Consider the following 19477-nt stretch of genomic DNA (forward strand, 5'->3'; position numbering starts at 1 on the left):
ATTCCTATTTGACTGAGCCCAGCATGCCCTGGACGAACTGACGTTGCATGAAGAAGAACACGGCAAGGGTCGGAAGTGTTGCGAGAACGGTTCCGACCATGACGACGCCGTAATCGGGGTAATAGGCGGAGGCGAGCGAGGAGATGACCAGCGTGATCGTCTTCGTCTCGTTCGACTGCAGCACGATCAGCGGCCAGAGATAGTTGTTCCAGGCCGTCATGAAGACGATGATGAAGGCCGCCGCATAAGTTGAGCGCATCACCGGTACGTAGATAAAGAGGAAGATCTGCCATTCTTTCAGGCCATCCACCTTCGCGGCGTCGCGCAATTCCGACGGAAACGCCTTCGTGCACTGGCGGAAATAGAAGACGACGAAAGCCGAGCCGATCGTTGGCAGCACGACCGCGATGTGCGTGTTGATGAGCCCGGCCTTGCCCATCATGATGAAGAGCGGGATCATCAGCGCCGCGAACGGGATCATCAGCGTCAGGAGCATGGCGCGATAGAGACGCTCGCGGTGGTGCGAGCGGAATATCTCGAAACCGTAGCCGGCGAGCGACGAGACGGCGAGCGTCAGCACGGTCGAGAGGATTGCGATCTTTGCGGAATTCCAGAAGACGAGCGGGGCGTTCACCTGGGTGAAGAAGGTGCTGACATTGGTTGCGAGGGCAGCACCCGGCAGCACCCTTCCCTTGATGATATCGATCGACGAATTGGTGGCGCCGAGGATCATCCAGAAGAATGGGAAGACGGAGAGGAAGGCCATCAGCCCCAGGAAACCGTAGGTGAGAAGTGCGCCGGCGGCGCGTCCGATGCCGTTCGTCATTTGTCGCGCTCCCGGGCTGCAAAGAATTGAAAGAAGGCGAGAAGCGCGACCAGCACGACGATGACGTAGGAGACCGTCGCCGCATAGCCGAAATTCGGCATGAAGCGGAAGGTGAGATTGTAGATGTAGAGCGACAGCGTCAGCGTCGCATTGGACGGTCCGCCCCGGCCTTCGGTGAGATTGTAGACTTCGTCGAAGAGCTGCAGCGTGCCGATCGTCGAGATCACCGTGGTGAAGAGGATGACCGGTTTTAAAAGCGGGATGGTGATGTGGGTGAAGCGTGCCCAGGCGGGGACGCCGTCGATGCGGGCCACCTCGTAGATCGACCTGTCGATATTTTGCAGGGCGGCGAGATAGAAGATCATGTTGTAGCCGGTCCAGCGCCAGGTGATGGCGATGATGACGAGCACCTTCGCCCAGAAGGGATGGGTCAGCCACGGAATCGGCGAGGAAATCACCCCGAGCGCTGCGAGCGTCGAATTGACCACGCCGTCGGGGGCAAACATGCCCTTGAACAGCACCGAATAGGCGACCAGCGAGGTGACGCAGGGCAGGAAGATCGCCGTGCGGAACAGCCCGCGCCCGAAGATCCGTGGATTGTTGAGGATCGACGCCAGGATAAGCGCCAGAACGATCATGATCGGCACCTGGACGACGAAATAGGTCATCGTGTTGGTGAGCGCCTTGATGAAAACCGGATCATTCCAGAGGCGGACGATGTTCGCGAAGCCGGCGAACTTCATCATCATGCCGCGGCCGGACTGGAAGGACATCCAGAGCGACCAGACGATCGGGTAGATCATGAAAAGGCCGATCAGCCCGAGCACCGGGGCAACGAAAAGCCAGCCATTGACGTCGTAGTAGCGGCCGATGCTGCCGCGGCGCGCGTGAACCATCGTCATCCTCATGGGAAGGAACGGAAACCTGTCGGCCGCACGTCGAGGCGCGGCCGGATGGCGGGCGGTCACCCGCCCGCCTTCGTCATCCGGTCACTGGATCTGCGCGCTGACCTCGGCATCGATCGCCTTGAGGACGTCGTCGACCGGCGTTCCCTGCGTCAGCGCCGGTAGCTGCGCGGTGACGGCGGTATCCGCCTCGTTGGTGAAGATGCCGTAATTCACCGACGGCACCTTGGCGAGCCAGTCGGAGAAGTTCTGCCAGACCTTCTCGCCGCCGAAGAAGGGATCGGCCTGCTCGTAAGCCGCTCCGCCGCGCGCGGCGAGCAGCGAGCCGACGGCGCCGCGGTCCTGCAGGATCTTCTGGTAGAAATCGATGTCCTTGCCGTAGATCTCGTTGAGGAAATCGATCGCCTCGGCCTTCTCGGCCGAGCTTTCAAGCACATACCAGCTCGACCCGCCGAGGTTCGAGGCTTGCGTGGCGCCGTCGATCGAAAGCTTCGGAATGGGCGCGACTCCCCATTTGCCCGCCTGATCCGGCTGCGCCTTGACGGTGCCGGTGATCCAGACGCCGGTGACGACCGCGGCGACATCGCCGGAGGTGAAGGTTCCGACCCAGTCGGACCAGCCGGCCGCCGGCTTGTAGATATTGGCCGACATGATCTTGCCGACAGTTTCGAGGGCAGCCTTCAGCGCGGGATTGCCGGTGACATTGGCCTTGCCATCCTTGTCGAAATACCACTGTCCCGCCGACTGCATGATGATGCGGACGAGACCGGCATCATTGGGGTCAAGCCCCATCATCTTCTTGCCCGTCTTTTCCTCGACCTGCTGGCCGATCTCGATGAAGCGATCCCAGGTGAGGTTCTGCATGTCTTCCGGCTTGATTCCGGCCTGTTCGAGATAATCCTTGCGGTAATAAAGGCCGGTGACGCCGGAATCGAACGGCATGCCATAGACCTGGCCGTCAACAGTCATCACCTCGACCTTGTAGGGAGCGAAGCCGGAATAATCGACCGTGCCGGAGAGAGGCGCGAAGGCGCCGGGGAAGGATTGGAGATATTTCTGCGCGCCGTAGTCCTCGATGAGGACAATGTCGGGCAGCGCATCGGCGGTGCCGGAGGCAAGACCCGTCTGAAGCTTCTGCTCGACGTCGGTCTTGGCGAAATCGACGACGTTGAAGGTTACGTCCGGATGAGTCTTCGTGTAGCGGGCGCCGGCCTCCTTCATGATCGCGACGTTGAAGTTCGGATCCCAGCACCAGATGGTGATTTCCTTCGCCTCGGCGGCGGTCACCGCCAGAAAGCTCACGCTCGCCAGCGCAAAGCCGGCGATACGCGGCAAAGCACGCGCCAAATTATCCATTGCTTCCTCCCAAAGTTCGTTCCCCGAGACAGTCCTCCCTGTCTCGGTGGCGGAGTATTTCTCAAAATTTGGAAGGACGCAATATTTTCAGTAAATTTTTACTTTCGACGTCCGTGGCCGGGCCAAGTGAGCTCACGCGGGCTCAATATCGGTCTGTGAAAAATCATCTCCTTTGAAGAGAAGCGGAAGGTCGTGCACCCTCGCGCACGCGTAGGAAAAGCAATCTCCAAAATTGAGCCTTGCGGGATGGGCGACCACGCTGCCATAGATCCGGCAGGCTTCGATCGCGGTGCGATGCATTGCACCATCGATGACAATCTCTTTCGCGCCTATTGTCTCTATGAACGCGTCAACGTGCCGCTGCGCAAGATCGATCAGGTCGGGCGGAATTGGCGCTTGGATTCCAATGGCGCCGTCCCGTTTCTTGCGGGCGAGGCTAATGACCGCCTCGTATATGGAAAGCGACGAATAGTAGATTGGCTTGTTCGAATGCTCGATCTTGGAGATCAGGGTATCCGCATCTTCCTCGTCACCGAGGATCGCGACTATTGCGGAGGCATCCAGGAACATCAGATGCCGCCCCACTGCTCGTCAGTGAACTTCTTCATGTCGAAATTCCGATCGTCCTCGCCCATGGCGCGGACCCCATCCTGAAGTATTTTGATCCGGTCCTTCAACGGGATGGCTTTCCGGGCCCGCTCCAATTCGTTGAGCAGCGCTCTGCGCACCGCCTCGGTCTTGTTGGGGGCCTTGGTTGCCTGCTGGACCTGCTTTGCAAGCTCGTCAACGGTATCGTCGCGAATATAGAGGGACATCGGCATTCTCCGGCGTATATCTCATTGGGAATATACGGATATTGTAAGCGGAATATACGCCGATGCAAGCCGGACCACTCAAGGGCGACAATGTGCGGCCAGAGGAGCCAGTTCTTCGCCTACTTACACCGATTGCCTAAGCCGACCACTATCCTGAAAGGGCGTACTGCCACGCCAGATGATTTCCGTCCCGAGCACCACCTTTTTGGCGATCTCGCGCCCCGAAAGGCGCTCGAGAAGCAGGTCGACCGCGGTTTCCCCGATCAGTTCCGCCGGAATTTTTACCGTCGAAAGCGGGGGCCCGAGAAACTGTGCGACGGGAATGTCGTTGAAACTAACCACGGCGACGTCGTCAGGAATTTTGAGACCCATTTCATGGATCGCGCGATAGGCGCCGAGCGCCATGTTGTCGTTGCAGGTGATCAGGATTGTCGGCGGATTGGGCTTCGACAGCATCGCCTTGGCGAGCGTATAGCCGCTGTCCGGTGTCATTCGCTCGACCATGCACAATTCCGGATCATAGAGGCCGGCCTTGGTCATCCAGTCGATGTAGGTGCGGCAGCGACGTTCCGCATGGATGTTGTCGGGGCCGTAGAAGGCGTCGATCCAGCCGATGAAACCGATGCGGCGATAGCCCATGCCGTGGATGGCTGCCAAGAGCCGGCTCATGGCGAGGGAAACGTCGCTCAGCACCGCGTCGTCCACGTCTCCGGCAGGCGCATAATCGGCGAACACCAGGTGCCGGCTATGGCGGCGTAGCCATTCGAGCTCGTCGCCATAGTAGTGGCCAACGGCCACCACGCCCGAGGCTCCCTCCAGCATTGCCGCCTCGGGAGCGCTCCCGGTCAGGAAAACCTTGACGACCTCGCTTTTCAACGCCTGGCAGCGGCTTTCGATGCCGAGCCTGACGCCGACATAATAGGGATCTGCAAGTTCCTGGGCGGGATCGAGGAAATGGACGAGCGCGATCTTCAGCCCGGCGCCGCCGCCCTGAGCCGCGGCGCGGATGCGGTTGCGCGGTGTCGCATAATTGAGCGCCTCGGCGGTCTCGATGATCGCCTGACGCTTGCTGGTGGAAATCGACAGCGTCGGATCGTAGTTCAAGACCCGCGAAACGGTCGCCGATGATACGCCGACCGCCGAAGCGATTTCCTTTATCGTAACCATGTTGCACTTGTCCTCGTCTCAGCCGCCCAGGATTATCAGGGATCATCGGTCGATGCCACGCGGCAAACGTGGGAACACGATCTTGGCGCGAGCGCACAAGTAAATTTTTACTAACGCTGCGCCATTTGCAAGCGGCAGTTTTGGAAACTTGCGCCGAGACAAGCTTAAACCGTTGAAATCCGACGCGGAATGCCCTTGGCCACCGGACGCTCGTTCATCCGGTGCTGGCGGAGCCAAGGGGCGCGGTGGCAGGTCCGTGCATGACTTCTCCATCGAGACCGAAACGCGATCCGTGGCAGGGACAATCCCAGGTTCGGTCGGTCTCATTCCAGCCGACGATGCAGCCCATGTGCGGGCATACGGCCGACACGCTGTGCACGCGGCCCTCATCGTCCCTGTAGGCGGCAACATGTTTGCCGTCGATCCGCATGATAGCGGCCTGCCCTGGCGGAAGCTCGTCAAAGGAATGCAGTTTGCGAGACAGATAGCCGCCCACCAGGTGGGCGCCGACGATCGCGTTCTCCTTTACATACTGCGCGGCTCCGCCGAATACTGTCGTCCGTGTGGCATCGAACAGCGATAGCCAGGGGTGGTGGTTGCCTGCCGCAAGTTCCGCCAGGATCATCGCGGCAGCGGTCCCGTTTGAAATCCCCCAAGCGGCGAACCCGGTCGCGACAAGGTAGCCGTCTTTGGTTGCTGACCAGCCGACGAAAGGCAGCTTGTCGACAGACGAGTAATCCTCGTTGATCCATTGGTACTCGATGGGTCCCGAATCGAAGTTTTCAAGCAGCCACCGCTGCAGATCCGCCATGTATCGACGCTCATCGTCGGTATGACCCGGTTTGAAGCTTTCGCCGGCAACGATCGCGTAAACCTCTCCGTTTTCCCGCCTGTGGGTGCGGATCGAGTGGCCGGGCTGATCGACACTGATATACATGCCCGGCGGCGGGCTCTGGATACGCGCCGCGGCAACGGGCTCGGCATAGGGATGAGCCGCCGTGTAGAAGCCTCCGATCTGGCCGAGCGGGAGATGGGTCGCCATGATGACGTGGCGTGCGCCGACGCTACCCGTTCGCGTGACCACGCGCGTCGGCTCCCAATCCGTGACCGGGCTGTTTTCGAAGACATGACAGCCATCGCCTGGGATCGTTTGCGCCAGACCCGCTACATATTTCGTCGGATGGAATTGCGCCTGGTCATCGAAGCGTATCGCGCTCGATACTTCGAATGGCAGTCCTGTGTCGCGGGTGAGGACGGCCGGTAGGCCCAGGCGCCGCGCCACTTCTGCTTCCGTCTCTATACGGTCGACCGACTTTTCCTCGCGGGTATAGACGAAGGCCGACTTCTCCTCGATGTCGCAATCGATCGAATGCTCGCGGGCGAGACTGCGGATCTTTTCGATGGCGCTTTGCTGCGCCTCGCCGTAGAGACGGGCGTGGTCTGTATCGAACTTCTGCTCCAGTGTCTGATAGATGAGCCCGTGCTGGGAGGTCATCTTGGCGGTTGACTTGCCCGTCACCTGCCGGCCCGCTCTGCGAGCCTCCAGCAGGACGACGCGCAGACCCTTGTCCTTGAGGAGGCGTGCCGTCGTGCAGCCGACGATGCCGCCGCCGACAATGACGACGTCGGTGGTGGTATCCTGCGCCAGACGGGGAAAACCCGGAGCGTCGCAGGTCGCGTTCCAGTAACTGCTTGAATCCCGTGCATCGGGCATGTTTGTTCCTCGCGGGTGTCATCAGTCCGTGCCGTGGGCCGGACCTTCGCATCCAACAGGGAACGCCATGCTTTGTTCCTCAGACGGCCCGCCTTCTCGCAGCGAGAGAGCGACCCCGCTTGCTTGCTTGTGAGCGCACGCGTCGCGTTCAATCGCAAGCAGCAGCGAGCGTGGTCACGGACTCGCTTACCTTCTGAGCTTTTGCGGGCACGCTCGCATACATGCCCGTGGTGCGGAACTCGGTGGGGCTGGCGCCGAAGACGCGGCGGAAGACCTTGGCGAAATAGTTCGGGTCCTCGAAGCCGGATAGGATCGCGACCTCCTTGACCGGCAGGTCCGCGGTCTTGGTGAGCAGCTTCACCGCCCGCTGCAGCCGCTTCTGTAGGACGAACTCGGCCGGCGGCATGCCCTCGCTCGCCGCGAACACGCGCGAGAAATGCGCACGGCTGAGACCTGAGACCTTTGCCAGTTCCTCGACCGGCAGCGGCTTTTCGAGGTTCGTCATGATGTGATCGATGACATGCTGCATAGTCCGGTATTCCTGGCTGAAGACCGGGTGCGAGCCGAAGACGTCGTCATAGAGCGTCATTGCCGCCTCGTAGGCGATCGCCGAGGCACGGCCCGGCGTCTCGCCGCCGGTGATGAGCCGCAGGCTGCAATCGGCGAGATGCTCGATCGTTTCCGGCTGCAGCTTCAAGACCGGCCCCGTGACAGCCAGGATCGCTCGATGGATGCGCAGCGCCTCCTCACCGTTCATCGATATCCAGAAGAACTCCCAGCGGCCCCCGTCCTCCAGCCAATAGCGATGATTGTGCGGCACGAGCAGAAGCAGCGTATCGCTTTCGCGCAAACGATAGGTGCGGTTCTCGTAGCGCAGGTTGCCGGCGCCGCCAATCGTGTGCTGCAGCACGGTGAACGGCGTCTGGCCTCGCTTGCGTCCGTCCCAGTCATAGGTCGCATCGGTCCTGATCTCATAGCCGGTGCTGGTCGGCATGGTGTGCAGGCTCTGCCTTCCCCGCGGCAGCGAAACCGTCCTCATCACCGGGCCGCGGTCGATCAAATCCTGCAGCACAGAATTACCCATGAAAGCACAATACCTCTCTAGTCGTGCGGTCGATTATACACATAATGGCGGCAGATCGCGCAAGACGGCCGCTTTTCCGCAAGGGAATATGGCCTGGGAGGAAGAGATCGCGCTTTGCGACCAAGGTCAATTCGATGAATTGATTTTACCCTTATTGCGCGAATTCCGCAGGACGAGGAGGGACGAGACGACCATGAGCCGCTTCAAGATCGCCATTATCGGTGCCGGCAGCATCGGGTTCACCAAGAAGCTTTTCACCGACATTCTTTCCGTGCCGGAGCTCCAGGACGTCGAATTCGCGCTCACAGATTTGAGCGAGCACAACCTCGGCATGATCAAGACGATCCTCGATCGCATCGTCGAGGCGAACAGGTTGCCGACGCGGGTGACCGCCACCACCGATCGCCGCAGGGCGCTCGAAGGCGCGCGCTACATCATCAGCTGCGTTCGGGTGGGCGGTCTCGGCGCCTATGCCGACGACATCCGCATTCCGCTGAAATACGGCGTCGACCAGTGCGTCGGCGATACTATCTGCGCCGGCGGCATTCTCTACGGCCAGCGCAACATTCCGGTCATCCTCGACTTCTGCAAGGATATCCGCGAAGTTGCCGAACCCGGCGCCAAATTCCTGAACTACGCCAACCCGATGGCGATGAACACCTGGGCCGCGATCGAATACGGCAAGGTCGACACCGTCGGTCTCTGCCACGGCGTCCAGCACGGAGCCGAGCAGATCGCCGAAATCCTCGGCGCCAAGGATGGCGAGCTCGACTACATCTGCTCGGGCATCAACCACCAGACCTGGTTCATCGACGTGCGCCTCAATGGCCGCAAGATCGGCAAGGACGAGCTCGTCGCCGCCTTCGAGGCCCATCAGGTCTTCTCGAAGCAGGAAAAGCTCAGGATCGATGTCCTGAAGCGCTTCGGCGTCTATTCGACGGAAAGCAACGGCCACCTTTCGGAATATCTGCCCTGGTACCGCAAGCGTCCGGAAGAGATTACCAAATGGATCGACATGTCGGACTGGATCCATGGCGAGACCGGCGGCTACCTGCGTTATTCGACCGAAACCCGCAACTGGTTCGAAACGGAATATCCGCAGTTGCTCGCTTCCGCCGGCAAGCCGATCGATGCGGCGAAGCGTTCGAACGAACATGCGAGCCATATCCTCGAAGCGCTGGAGACGGGCAGGGTTTATCGCGGCCACTTCAACGTCAAGAACAATGGCGTCATCACCAACCTGCCGGCGGATGCGATCATCGAATCGCCCGGCTTCGTCGATCGCTTCGGCATCAACATGGTTTCGGGAATCACGCTGCCGGAGGCCTGTGCGGCCACCTGCATCTCGTCGATCAACGTCCAGCGCATGTCGGTTCATGCGGCGATTTCCGGCGACATCGAGCTTCTGAAGCTCGCCGTGCTCCACGATCCACTGGTTGGCGCCATCTGCACGCCGGAAGAAGTGTGGCAGATGGTCGACGAGATGGTGGTCGCTCAGGCCGAATGGCTGCCGCAATACGCCCACGCGATCGACGCCGCGAAGGAGCGGCTCGCCCGCGCGACGGTCAAGACCCGCGACTGGAAGGGTGCTGCGCGCCGCGAGGTGCGCTCGATCGAGGAAATCCGTCAGGAGAAGGAAGCGGCAAAGCTGCGCGTTGCGGGGTAGGTTCGTGCGGGGTGGACTTGAATAATGGGTGACACCAGCTACCCCCTCTGGCCCGGGATTGCCCCTCACCCTAGCCCTCTCCCCGCAGGCGGGGAGAGGGGACGGAGCGGCCGCCGCGAGTCCCTTCGCCCCGCCTGCGGGGAGAAGGTGGCCGGCAGGTCGGATGAGGGGCATTTGAGGCGGGAGGGGATCACCAGTGCAGGTAAACCGCCCGCACATTGAATTACGCGTGATGGGCATTCGTGTGAGGAGACACGCCGCGCCCGCGACGCAAGGAGGAGCGCCAGCCGCCCCGGCATGGCGATGACAGGAGGGAGAACCTGAGGCAATGAAAACGCACCGATTGAAGATAACGGCCGCCCTGCTGGGCGGTATTTCCGCCTTCGCCGTCGAGGCCTGGGCGTCCGAACCGACCGTCGTGCCCGAGCAACCGCCATTCCCGGCCCAGGGCAAGATAACCTATGTACCGCGCGACGCGCTGCTGGAGTTCAAGGCGCTGCCGGAATATCACGAGCCGGACTGGGTCACGGAGAAATTCGTCAAGACCGGCAAGCTGCCGCCGGTTGCCGAGCGGCTGCCGAAGGAGCCGATGGTCTTCAAGACCGGCAACATGCCGGACGGCGTCGGCGTCTATGGCGACGTGCTGCGCCATGTCATCGGCGGCCGGCCGGAAGGCTGGAACTACAGCGCCGGCCAGACCCAGGGCTGGGGCGGCATCGACATAGGCATGTCCGAATGCCTGACGCGCACCGCGCCGCTCTTCCAGGTCGAGGCCGCCGACGTGGAGCCGCTGCCGAACCTGGCGAAAAGCTGGGAGTGGTCCGAGGATGGCCACAAGCTGACCATGCATCTCGTCGAGGGCGCGAAATGGTCGGACGGCGATCCCTTCGACGCCGAGGACGTGATGTTCTACTGGGAAGACAATGTCGTCGACCCGAACGTTTCGCCGTTGAACGGCGCGACGCCCGAGACCTTCGGGGTCGGAACCACGCTGAAGCAGATCGACAAATACACGGTCGAATGGACCTTCAAGGAGGCCTTTCCACGCCAGCACCTCTACGCCATGGCCTACGGCACCTTTTGCCCCGGCCCGTCGCATATCCTGAAGACCAAGCATCCGAAATATGCCGGCACGACCTATGACCAGTACAAGAACGGCTTTCCGGCAGAATACCTGAACATTCCGGTGATGGGCGCCTGGGTGCCGGTCGCCTACCGGGCGGACGACATCATCGTGCTGCGCCGCAATCCCTATTACTGGAAGGTGGACGAAGCCGGCAACCAGCTGCCTTACCTCAACGAATTGCACTACAAGCTTTCGACCTGGGCCGATCGTGACGTGCAGGCGATTGCCGGCTCGGGCGATTTCTCGAACCTGGAGCAGCCGGAAAATTTCGTCGAGTCGCTGAAACGCGCGGCCGACGAGGCGGCGCCGGCGCGGCTTGCCTTCGGTCCCCGCGTGATCGGCTACAATCTGCGCATGAACTTCTCGGCCAATGGCTGGGGAGAGCCGGATGCCCGGGCCCAGGCGGTGCGCGAGCTCAATCGCAATCTCGACTTCCGCAAGGCAGTCACCATGGCGGTCGACCGCAAGAAGCTCGGCGAAGCGCTGGTCAAGGGGCCGTTCACGGCGATCTATCCGGGCGGGCTCTCCTCCGGCACGAGCTTCTACGACCGGCAGTCGACGGTCTACTATCCCTTCGACCTCGAAGGCGCCAAGGCGCTGCTCGAAAAGGCCGGGCTCAAGGACACGGACGGCAACGGCTTCGTCAACTTTCCGGAAGGAACCGCAGGCGGCGCGGACGTGCAGATCGTGCTGCTCGTCAACTCCGACTACGGCACCGACCGCAACCTCGCCGAGGGCCTGATCGGGCAGATGGAGCAATTGGGTATCAAGGTCGTGCTCAACGCCGTCGACGGCACCAAGCGCGACGCGACGCAATATGCCGGCAAATTCGACTGGCTCATCCGCCGCAACGAGCAGGAGCTGACGTCGGTGGTGCAGAACACGACGCAGCTAGCGCCGACCGGTCCCCGCACCAGCTGGCACCACCGTGCCCCTGAAAGCGGCACCGTCGACCTGATGCCCTACGAGCAGGAACTCGTCGATCTCGTCAACAAGTTCATCGCCAGCAACGACAATGACGAGCGGGCGGAGCTGATGAAGCAGTTCCAGAAAATCTCGACGACCAATGTCGATACGGTCGGCCTGACGGAATATCCGGGCGCGCTGATCATCAACAAGCGCTTCTCGAACATTCCGACCGGTGCTCCGATTTTCATGTTCAACTGGGCCGAAGATACGATCATCCGCGAGCGGGTCTTCGTCGCGGCCGACAAGCAGGGCGACTACGAGCTCTATCCGCAGCAGCTTCCCGGCAAGCCGGGTGAAAGCGGGCCGATCAACTAAGCCTTGAACCATCCTTCCGGCCTCCCGTGGTGGAGCCGGAAGGATGGGCGCCCTTTCAATGCGCCCGGGAGGCCGGAAAGACCGGGGTCCCGCGCGACGAACGACAGAAGGAAACGGCATGTTCAGGTTTCTGCTTGTCCGCATCGCCTCTGCCATTCCGGTATTGCTTGTCCTGAGCGTGGCGACCTTTGCCATCATCCAGGCGCCGCCCGGCGACTACAGCGACTACATCCGCTCGCAGCTCATCAATCAGGGCGGGGCCTCCTTCGAGGAAGCCGACGCCCAGGCGCAGGCCTATCGCAAGGAGCACGGCCTCGATCAACCGCTGCCGATCCAATACGTCAACTGGATGACCGGGATTCTCACGCGCGGAGATTTCGGCCACAGCCTCTATTACAACAAGCCGGTTGCCGACGTCGTCGGCGAGCGCCTGCCGCGCACGCTTGCACTCGCGCTGGTGTGCCACATTCTGGCGTCGCTTCTCGGCATATCCTTCGGCATCATCGCAGCGACACGGCAATATTCCTGGATCGATAGCCTGCTTTCGACCGTCTCGTTTCTCGGCATGACGGTGCCGCGCTTCCTGATGGCGCTGATCATCGTCTATGTCCTCGTCTTCCATTTCAATGTCAGCGAGATCAACAGTTTCCATTCCGCCCGTTACGGCGGCGCGCCCTGGTCGTGGGACAAGTTCGTCGATCTGGTAAAGCATGTCTGGCCGGTCGTCGCGATCGCGACCTTCGGCGGCCTAGCCTACAATATGCGGGTCATGCGCGGCAATCTGCTCGACACCTTGAACGCGCAATATGTCGAGACGGCGCGCGCCAAGGGGCTCAGCGAAGGCGCCGTCGTCATGCGGCATGCCGTTCCGAACGCACTGCATCCGCTGATCATGTATCAGGGCGTGGTGCTTCCCTACATGCTGACCGGCGAGATCGAAACGGCGATCATCTTCGCGCTCCCGACCGTCGGTCCGGCGATCGTCGGCTCCATGTGGGTGGGCGACGTCTATGTCACCGCGACCTTCATGCTCGTTCTGTCGGCAACCCTGATCGTCGGCAACATCATCGCCGACTTGCTGCTTGCTGCCCTCGATCCGCGGGTTCGTATGGGGGGAGGGGCCTACGCATGAGCGTTGAAACACACAGCACCATCCCGGTTGCCACGCAGCCGAAGGAGAAACCGAAGGAAAAGCACCACAACGAAAGCTATTCGGCTCTCGTCTGGCGGCGCCTCAAGCGATCCTGGACCGGCGTCCTCGGCCTGATCCTCGTCAGCCTTTTGATCCTCATGGCGCTCTTTGCCGACTTCCTGTCGCCCGTCGATCCGAAGGCAACCGGCGTCGGCTTTGCGCCGCCGCAGGCAATCAGCATCCACGACAAGGACGGCAATTTCGTCTTCCCGCCGCGCAGCTATCCGGTGCGCGAGACGGAGGAGCTCGACCCGATCACCTTCCAGCCGGTGGTTGGCCCGGACTACGACAACCCGCAGATCCTCGGCTTCTTCGTCAAGGGAGCACCCTACCGGCTTCTGGGCCTCATTCCGGCGGAGCGCCATCTCTTCGGCGCGGTTGACGGGACGGCAGTCCATTTCCTCGGCACCGACAAGTTCGGCCGTGACGTGCTCTCGCGCATTCTCCACGGCTCGCGCATCTCGCTGATGATCGCACTCGTCGTCGTCTTCATCGTCACAGTGGTCGGCACGACCGTCGGCATGGTATCCGGCTATTTCGGCGGACGCTTCGATGCCTGGGTGCAGCGTTTCGTCGAACTCGTGCTCGCTTTTCCGCAACTGCCTCTCTATCTGGCACTCGCCTCGCTGATTCCGGTGACGGCGCCGACCAGCGTGTTCCTCGCCTTCGTCATCATCGTGATGTCGGCGCTCGGCTGGGCGCAGATGTCGCGGGAGGTCCGTGGGAAGACGCTGGCGCTCGCGCGGATCGACTACGTCCGCGCGGCGATCGCGATCGGCGCGACGGACCGGCGCATCATCTTCCAGCACATCTTCCCGAATGTGATGAGCCACGTCATCGTCGCGGTGACGCTCTCGATCCCGCAGGTGGTGCTGCTCGAATCCTTCCTCGGCTTCCTCGGATTTGCGGTGAAACCGCCGCTCATTTCCTGGGGGCTGATGCTGCAGGACACGGCAAATTACTCGGCGATCGGTTCCTATCCCTGGATTCTCTCGCCCGTCGCCTTCGTGCTCGTCACCGTCTTCGCCTTCAACGCGCTTGGTGACGGCCTGCGCGACGCAATCGACCCCTACTGAGGAGCACGCCGATGGCGACCACAGAAACCATTGTCCCGGCTCCTGAAGAAAGGTGCGACCGCCACACCAAGGATACGCGACCGGTCATCGACGCCCGCAAGGTGGCGGTCACTTTCAAGGTCGAGCATGGCACCGTCGAGGCGGTGAAGGATGTCTCCTTCCAGCTCTATCGCGGCGAGACGGTGGCGATTGTCGGCGAGTCCGGCTCCGGAAAGTCGGTGACGGCACGGACTGTCATGGGGCTTTTGTCCAAGCGTGCGACGATCGCTCCGCAGGCGCGCATAGAATATGACGGCCGCGACGTCCTGAAGTTTTCGAAGAAACAGCGCCGGGCGCTGCGCGGCGATCGGATCTCGATGATCTTCCAGGAGCCGATGAGCTCACTCAATCCCGTCTACACGATCGGGAGCCAGATTATCGAGGCGATCCGCGCCCATCGGCGGATGAGCCGTCGCGCGGCGAACGAGCGGGCACTGGAGCTTCTGCGCCATGTGCAGATACCGGATCCGGAGGCGCGGCTGAACCAATATCCGCATCAGCTTTCCGGCGGCCAGCGTCAGCGGGTGATGATCGCCATGGCGCTCGCCAACGACCCGGACGTGCTGATCGCCGACGAGCCGACGACCGCGCTCGACGTTACCGTGCAGGCGCAGATTTTGAATCTGATCCGCAAGCTGCAAAAGGAACTCGGCATGGCCGTGATCCTGATCACCCATGACCTGACCGTCGTCCGGCAGTTCTCGGACTATGTCTACGTGATGCAGTACGGCGAGGTGAAGGAGCACAACACCACTGCCGCCCTCTTTGCCAACCCGCTTCACGCCTACACCCGCCGGCTGCTCGCGTCCGAACCCTCGGGCGCGGCCAATCCGCTGCCGGACAATGCGCCGATCATGCTCGACGGCCGGGATGTCAGGGTTTCCTTCATGCTGAAGAAGGGCGGTTTCTTCAAGCCGGAGCTGAAGGAGCTCGTCGCGGTCGACAGTCTGAACCTTCACCTGCGACGGCACGAAACACTCGGTCTCGTCGGCGAGTCCGGCTCGGGCAAGACTACTTTCGGCCAGGCGCTGATCCGGCTTATCAACACCGACAGCGGCGAGATCTACTTCGACGGGCAGCCGATCCACGGCAAGGACCGCAAGGCGATGCGGCCATTGCGCTCGCGGATCCAGATCGTCTTCCAAGATCCGTTCGCTTCGCTCAATCCGCGCATGTCGGTCGGGCAGATCATCGAGGAAGGCCTGATCGTCAACGGCATCGGAGAGAATCGCCAGGACCGGCTGGCGCGTGTCCAGGACGCACTCGTCAGCGCCGGCATGCCGGCCAACATCCTGTCGCGCTTCCCGCACGAGTTTTCCGGCGGCCAGCGCCAGCGCATCGCCATTGCGCGGGCGATCGCGCTGGAGCCGGAGTTCATCCTGCTCGACGAGCCGACCTCGGCGCTCGACCTTTCGGTACAGGCCCAGATCATCGATTTGTTGCGCAAGCTGCAGGACGAGCGGGGCCTGAGTTATCTTTTCATCTCCCACGACCTCAAGGTCGTGCGTGCGCTCTGCCACCGCGTGGTGGTGATGCAGCACGGCAAGATCGTCGAAGAGGGACCGGTGAGCGAAATTCTTTCCAATCCCAAGACCGCCTACACCGAACGGCTCGTCAGGGCCGCCTTCGATGTAGCCGCATGACCTTCAAACAGAGGTATCAAATGACCAGGCAACCCAAGATCACCTTCATCGGCGCCGGCTCCACCGTCTTCATGAAGAACATCATCGGCGACGTCTTGCAGCGCCCGTCGCTTTCCGCCGCCACCATCGCGCTGATGGACGTCAACCCCGAACGTCTCGCCGAAAGCGAGATCGTCGCCGGCAAGCTCGTGCGCACGCTCGGCGTGAAGGCAAAGATCGAGACCCATTCGAACCAGTTGAAGGCGCTCGAAGGGGCCGATTTCGTTGTCGTCGCCTTCCAGATCGGCGGTTACGAGCCCTGCACCGTAACGGATTTCGAAGTGCCGAAGAAATACGGTCTGCGCCAGACAATCGCCGACACGCTCGGCGTCGGCGGCATCATGCGGGGCCTACGCACCGTGCCGCATCTCTGGAAGATCTGCGAGGATATGCTTGAGGTCTGCCCCAAGGCGATCCTGCTGCAATATGTAAACCCGATGGCGATCAACACCTGGGCGATTGCTGAGAAATACCCGACGATCCGGCAGGTCGGCCTCTGCCATTCGGTGCAGGGCACGGCCTTCGAGCTTGCCCGCGATCTCGACATTCCGGTCGAGGAAATCCGTTATCGCGCGGCGGGTATCAACCACATGGCCTTTTATTTGAAGTTCGAGCACCGCCAGAAGGACGGCAGCTATCGCGATCTCTACCCGGATTTGATCCGCGGCTATCGCGAAGGGCGGTTCCCGAAGCCCAGCCACTGGAACCCGCGCTGCCAGAACAAGGTGCGCTACGAGATGCTGACGCGGCTTGGCTATTTCGTTACCGAGAGTTCGGAGCATTTCGCCGAGTACACGCCCTATTTCATCAAGGACGGCCGCCCGGACCTCATTGAGAAATTCGGTATCCCGCTCGACGAATATCCGAAGCGCTGCATCGAGCAGATCGAGCGCTGGAAGGGTCAGGCGGCGGCCTACAAGGAGGCCGAGACGATTGAGGTCGCGGAGAGCCACGAATATGCCTCATCGATCATGAACTCGGTCTGGACGGGCGAGCCTTCGGTCATCTACGGCAACCTCAGGAACAAGGGCTGCATCACGTCGCTGCCGGAGAACTGCGCTGCGGAAGTGCCGTGCCTGGTCGATGCGTCCGGCATCCAGCCGACCTATATCGGTGCGCTGCCGCCGCAGCTCACCGCGCTGATCCGCACCAACATCAACGTCCAGGAACTGACGGTTCAGGCGCTCGTCACCGAGAACCGTGAGCACCTCTATCACGCGGCGATGATGGACCCGCATACGGCGGCCGAGCTTGACCTCGACCAGATCTGGTCGCTCGTGGACGATCTGCTTGCGGCGCATCGCGACTGGATCCCCGAATGGGCACGCGTTTCGAAGAAGGTTCAGGCCGCCTGACTTTTCTCCCGGTCAGACGGCAAGAAAGCCCCGGGACAGTCGTTCCGGGGCTTTTCCACAACCGACCCCTTAAAAATCACGCCGCGGTGCGCCACATTACCCCAATGTATATCCTGCATGTCTGCTCGAATCAGTGTCGGTTGCAGTAGGAACGTGCAGCGATTCGAAGTGCCGCAGCGACCTGTTTGGATCCGAGAAGATACAACGGCGCTGTCGGCGATGACGGAGTGTCGCAATGCAGTCGCTATTGAATCCGGATCTTGCCGAGGCGCGCCAGGACGACGGAAACCGGCCGATCCAAGGGCGGAAAATCGTCGACTGGTTGATCAACGAGACGCGCGGCGAGCGTTTCATCGATAACATCTTCGTGGAAATGTGCGAACGGCTGGTGACGGCCGGCGTCCCGGTCGCGCGGGCGACGCTTCATTTCAGGATCCACCATCCGCAATGGATCGGTGCGCGCATCCTCTGGCGGAAGGGGCTGTCGGAGGCGGAGCTCCAGACCTATGAATACGGCATCGAGGACACGGAGCAATATCTGAACAGTCCGTTGCACGAGTTCAATAACGGCGCGTCGGAGGTGCGGGCGCACCTTGATGACCCCGCGGCCGGCGGCCCGCAATACCCCCTTTACGATGAGCTGCGCGCCAGCGGTCTCACCGACTATTTCATCTGGCCGCTCGAGCATACGCTCGGCAAGCGGCATGCGGTGACCTTCGCTAGCGACAGGCCGGGCGGCTTCAGCGACGACGACATGGCGGTCTTCGCCGATCTCCTGCCAGTGCTGGCGCTTGTCAGCGAGATCAGGTTGAAGAACCGCTTTGCCCGGACGCTGCTGGAAACCTATGTCGGACCGCATGCGAGCGAACAGATCCTGGCCGGCGCGACGACGCGCGGCAGCGGCGTGACAGTCGGCGCCGCGATCCTGATCTGCGATCTTCGCGACTTCACGAAACTGTCCGATCTTTGGCCGCGCGACGACGTGATCGAGCTGCTGAACGGCTATTTCGATGCGATGTGCGAGCCGATCGAGCGGCATGGCGGCGAGATACTCAAGTTCATGGGCGATGGCCTGCTGGCGATTTTCCCGCTGAGCGATCCGATGGCCTGCAGCAATCTTCTCAGCGCGATCAGCGAAGCGCAGGCGGCGCTTGCCAAGTTGAACGAAGAGAACCTGAAAAAGGGCCATGAACCGCTCGGCTACGGCATCGGCGTCCATGTCGGCGACGTGATGTACGGCAACATCGGCTCAAGCAAACGCCTCGACTTCACGGTGATCGGGCCGGCCGTGAACATCGCGTCCCGCCTCGAAAACCTGACAAAGGTGATCAAGCGGCCCATTCTGCTCTCCAGGGCCTTCGTCGAGATGGCGAAATGCCAGGGCGAGTTGGCAAATCTCGGCTCCTATCCGGTAAGGGGGCTCGACGAACCTATCGACGTCTTTGCTTTCTCCGGCAATTCCGCGTCGGCGGAGTCGGCTGCAAGATCTTAAATTCGGCAGCACCGCGTCTGCGGCCCGGAAGAGGTTCTTCAGCCCAAGGACTTGGGCTGGCTGGATTCCCGTGACAAGAAGCTTTGCCGTGACCGCGACCGACGAGTCGCGGACCGAAGCTGCAGGCTGACGGTCGCCTTACCGAAGACGCAAGCGAAGGCAACGTGCCGGCCTGCCGGAACTTATGCGTTCCTCATGTCTTTGAGGTGAGTGAGGTATCGATTTGCCATGCGACTTCGGGTCACGGTGGCGCGGAACGGGATACCGTTTTTGGCGGGCGTTGCCTTCAGAATTCCACAGTTGTCGCGCCAAGCGGGCCCGGCCTGGAGATCAGTATCGGCGGCGTGACCGCCGCTTGCAGTGAGTAAGAGACGATGAAGATCAAGAACGGCTTCAGGATTACCTGGAAGACCAGCCGGAATCTGCCAGTTGAGTATTTCATCCTGGCGAACGTGCAATTCGAAGGAAGCGTAATCGGACATCTCGCCGGTCGTCCGATCCGCGAGATCGTCATCGACGACAACGGTCTTCAGTATCGGTTCGTCGGTGTCGCGCCGCGCGACGAGAGCGGCCGGTTCGATGTCCAGTCGCTCCGGACCGGGGAATGGATCGTCCAGCCCGGGCTCGTATACGCCCAGGATCCGACGCTCGCCTCCAACCGGCGCGCAGATCGCGCGGCGTGACGTCCGTCATCCAGC

At 61.5% G+C, this 19477-nt stretch carries 16 protein-coding genes; 8 read left to right on the forward strand and 8 right to left on the reverse strand.

Annotated features, from left to right (window positions below; genetic code table 11):
• Nucleotides 1–4: 4 nt before the first annotated feature.
• The 8 genes from GHK62_RS25010 to GHK62_RS25045 all read right to left on the reverse strand — a co-directional run bounded on the left by GHK62_RS25010 (nucleotide 5) and on the right by GHK62_RS25045 (nucleotide 7867).
• Nucleotides 5–826: a carbohydrate ABC transporter permease gene (locus GHK62_RS25010; RefSeq protein WP_153441728.1), complete on the reverse strand. Its 822-nt coding sequence runs from the start codon at nucleotides 824–826 to the stop codon at nucleotides 5–7.
• Nucleotides 823–1722, reverse strand: a complete 900-nt coding sequence (locus tag GHK62_RS25015) for a carbohydrate ABC transporter permease (protein ID WP_153441729.1) — start codon at nucleotides 1720–1722, stop codon at nucleotides 823–825. The genes GHK62_RS25010 and GHK62_RS25015 overlap by 4 nt, the downstream gene beginning before the upstream one ends.
• Before the next feature lie 93 nt (nucleotides 1723–1815).
• Nucleotides 1816–3087 carry an ABC transporter substrate-binding protein gene (locus GHK62_RS25020; RefSeq protein ID WP_153441730.1) on the reverse strand — a complete coding sequence of 424 codons (1272 nt, stop codon included), beginning with the start codon at nucleotides 3085–3087 and terminating at the stop codon, nucleotides 1816–1818.
• Nucleotides 3088–3219: 132 nt separating this feature from the next.
• Nucleotides 3220–3657, reverse strand: a complete 438-nt coding sequence (locus GHK62_RS25025) for a type II toxin-antitoxin system VapC family toxin (protein WP_153441731.1) — start codon at nucleotides 3655–3657, stop codon at nucleotides 3220–3222.
• Nucleotides 3657–3902 carry a type II toxin-antitoxin system VapB family antitoxin gene (locus tag GHK62_RS25030; protein ID WP_153441732.1) on the reverse strand — a complete coding sequence of 82 codons (246 nt, stop codon included), beginning with the start codon at nucleotides 3900–3902 and terminating at the stop codon, nucleotides 3657–3659. Before GHK62_RS25030 ends, GHK62_RS25025 begins: the two co-directional genes overlap by 1 nt.
• A 123-nt stretch (nucleotides 3903–4025) precedes the next feature.
• Nucleotides 4026–5069 carry a LacI family DNA-binding transcriptional regulator gene (locus GHK62_RS25035; protein WP_153441733.1) on the reverse strand — a complete coding sequence of 348 codons (1044 nt, stop codon included), beginning with the start codon at nucleotides 5067–5069 and terminating at the stop codon, nucleotides 4026–4028.
• A gap of 214 nt (nucleotides 5070–5283) precedes the next feature.
• Nucleotides 5284–6783: an FAD-dependent oxidoreductase gene (locus GHK62_RS25040; RefSeq protein WP_153441734.1), complete on the reverse strand. Its 1500-nt coding sequence runs from the start codon at nucleotides 6781–6783 to the stop codon at nucleotides 5284–5286.
• A 148-nt stretch (nucleotides 6784–6931) separates the two neighbouring features.
• Nucleotides 6932–7867: an AraC family transcriptional regulator gene (locus GHK62_RS25045; RefSeq protein WP_153441735.1), complete on the reverse strand. Its 936-nt coding sequence runs from the start codon at nucleotides 7865–7867 to the stop codon at nucleotides 6932–6934.
• Nucleotides 7868–8060: 193 nt separating this feature from the next.
• On the opposite strand from GHK62_RS25045, the gene melA (GHK62_RS25050) reads away from it, so the two are divergent.
• The 8 genes from melA (GHK62_RS25050) to GHK62_RS25085 all read left to right on the forward strand — a co-directional run bounded on the left by melA (GHK62_RS25050) (nucleotide 8061) and on the right by GHK62_RS25085 (nucleotide 19462).
• Nucleotides 8061–9533, forward strand: coding sequence for an alpha-glucosidase/alpha-galactosidase (melA, locus tag GHK62_RS25050; protein ID WP_153441736.1), 1473 nt, complete (start codon nucleotides 8061–8063; stop codon nucleotides 9531–9533).
• A gap of 328 nt (nucleotides 9534–9861) precedes the next feature.
• A complete protein-coding gene (locus tag GHK62_RS25055) occupies nucleotides 9862–11943 on the forward strand; it encodes an ABC transporter substrate-binding protein (RefSeq protein ID WP_153441737.1) in 2082 nt (693 codons plus the stop codon).
• 118 nt (nucleotides 11944–12061) lie between these two features.
• Nucleotides 12062–13075 (forward strand): ABC transporter permease, encoded by a 1014-nt coding sequence (locus GHK62_RS25060; RefSeq protein WP_153441738.1) that lies wholly within the window; start codon nucleotides 12062–12064, stop codon nucleotides 13073–13075.
• Nucleotides 13072–14211, forward strand: a complete 1140-nt coding sequence (locus GHK62_RS25065; protein ID WP_153441739.1) for an ABC transporter permease — start codon at nucleotides 13072–13074, stop codon at nucleotides 14209–14211. The genes GHK62_RS25060 and GHK62_RS25065 overlap by 4 nt, the downstream gene beginning before the upstream one ends.
• Before the next feature lie 11 nt (nucleotides 14212–14222).
• On the forward strand, nucleotides 14223–15893 hold the full coding sequence (locus GHK62_RS25070; protein WP_153441740.1) for an ABC transporter ATP-binding protein: 1671 nt from the start codon (nucleotides 14223–14225) through the stop codon (nucleotides 15891–15893).
• A gap of 20 nt (nucleotides 15894–15913) precedes the next feature.
• The gene (gene melA, locus GHK62_RS25075) at nucleotides 15914–17287 is read left to right on the forward strand and encodes an alpha-glucosidase/alpha-galactosidase (protein WP_153441741.1); all 1374 of its coding nucleotides are present in this window, start codon (nucleotides 15914–15916) and stop codon (nucleotides 17285–17287) included.
• Between the two features lie 235 nt (nucleotides 17288–17522).
• Nucleotides 17523–18779, forward strand: a complete 1257-nt coding sequence (locus GHK62_RS25080) for an adenylate/guanylate cyclase domain-containing protein (protein ID WP_193571424.1) — start codon at nucleotides 17523–17525, stop codon at nucleotides 18777–18779.
• 374 nt (nucleotides 18780–19153) lie between these two features.
• The gene (locus GHK62_RS25085) at nucleotides 19154–19462 is read left to right on the forward strand and encodes a hypothetical protein (protein WP_153441742.1); all 309 of its coding nucleotides are present in this window, start codon (nucleotides 19154–19156) and stop codon (nucleotides 19460–19462) included.
• The last annotated feature ends 15 nt before the right edge of the window (nucleotides 19463–19477 follow it).

It is taken from the genome of Sinorhizobium terangae (assembly GCF_009601505.1).
Taxonomy (GTDB): Bacteria; Pseudomonadota; Alphaproteobacteria; order Rhizobiales; family Rhizobiaceae; genus Sinorhizobium; species Sinorhizobium terangae.

Bases quoted from the DNA above. Each gene is read 5' to 3' on its own strand.
- GHK62_RS25010 (WP_153441728.1), bottom strand. From the start codon at position 826: ATGACGAACGGCATCGGACGCGCCGCCGGCGCACTTCTCACCTACGGT.
- GHK62_RS25015 (WP_153441729.1), bottom strand. From the start codon at position 1,722: ATGGTTCACGCGCGCCGCGGCAGCATCGGCCGCTACTACGACGTCAAT.
- GHK62_RS25020 (WP_153441730.1), bottom strand. From the start codon at position 3,087: ATGGATAATTTGGCGCGTGCTTTGCCGCGTATCGCCGGCTTTGCGCTG.
- GHK62_RS25025 (WP_153441731.1), bottom strand. From the start codon at position 3,657: ATGTTCCTGGATGCCTCCGCAATAGTCGCGATCCTCGGTGACGAGGAA.
- GHK62_RS25030 (WP_153441732.1), bottom strand. From the start codon at position 3,902: ATGTCCCTCTATATTCGCGACGATACCGTTGACGAGCTTGCAAAGCAG.
- GHK62_RS25035 (WP_153441733.1), bottom strand. From the start codon at position 5,069: ATGGTTACGATAAAGGAAATCGCTTCGGCGGTCGGCGTATCATCGGCG.
- GHK62_RS25040 (WP_153441734.1), bottom strand. From the start codon at position 6,783: ATGCCCGATGCACGGGATTCAAGCAGTTACTGGAACGCGACCTGCGAC.
- GHK62_RS25045 (WP_153441735.1), bottom strand. From the start codon at position 7,867: ATGGGTAATTCTGTGCTGCAGGATTTGATCGACCGCGGCCCGGTGATG.
- melA (WP_153441736.1), top strand. From the start codon at position 8,061: ATGAGCCGCTTCAAGATCGCCATTATCGGTGCCGGCAGCATCGGGTTC.
- GHK62_RS25055 (WP_153441737.1), top strand. From the start codon at position 9,862: ATGAAAACGCACCGATTGAAGATAACGGCCGCCCTGCTGGGCGGTATT.
- GHK62_RS25060 (WP_153441738.1), top strand. From the start codon at position 12,062: ATGTTCAGGTTTCTGCTTGTCCGCATCGCCTCTGCCATTCCGGTATTG.
- GHK62_RS25065 (WP_153441739.1), top strand. From the start codon at position 13,072: ATGAGCGTTGAAACACACAGCACCATCCCGGTTGCCACGCAGCCGAAG.
- GHK62_RS25070 (WP_153441740.1), top strand. From the start codon at position 14,223: ATGGCGACCACAGAAACCATTGTCCCGGCTCCTGAAGAAAGGTGCGAC.
- melA (WP_153441741.1), top strand. From the start codon at position 15,914: ATGACCAGGCAACCCAAGATCACCTTCATCGGCGCCGGCTCCACCGTC.
- GHK62_RS25080 (WP_193571424.1), top strand. From the start codon at position 17,523: ATGCAGTCGCTATTGAATCCGGATCTTGCCGAGGCGCGCCAGGACGAC.
- GHK62_RS25085 (WP_153441742.1), top strand. From the start codon at position 19,154: ATGAAGATCAAGAACGGCTTCAGGATTACCTGGAAGACCAGCCGGAAT.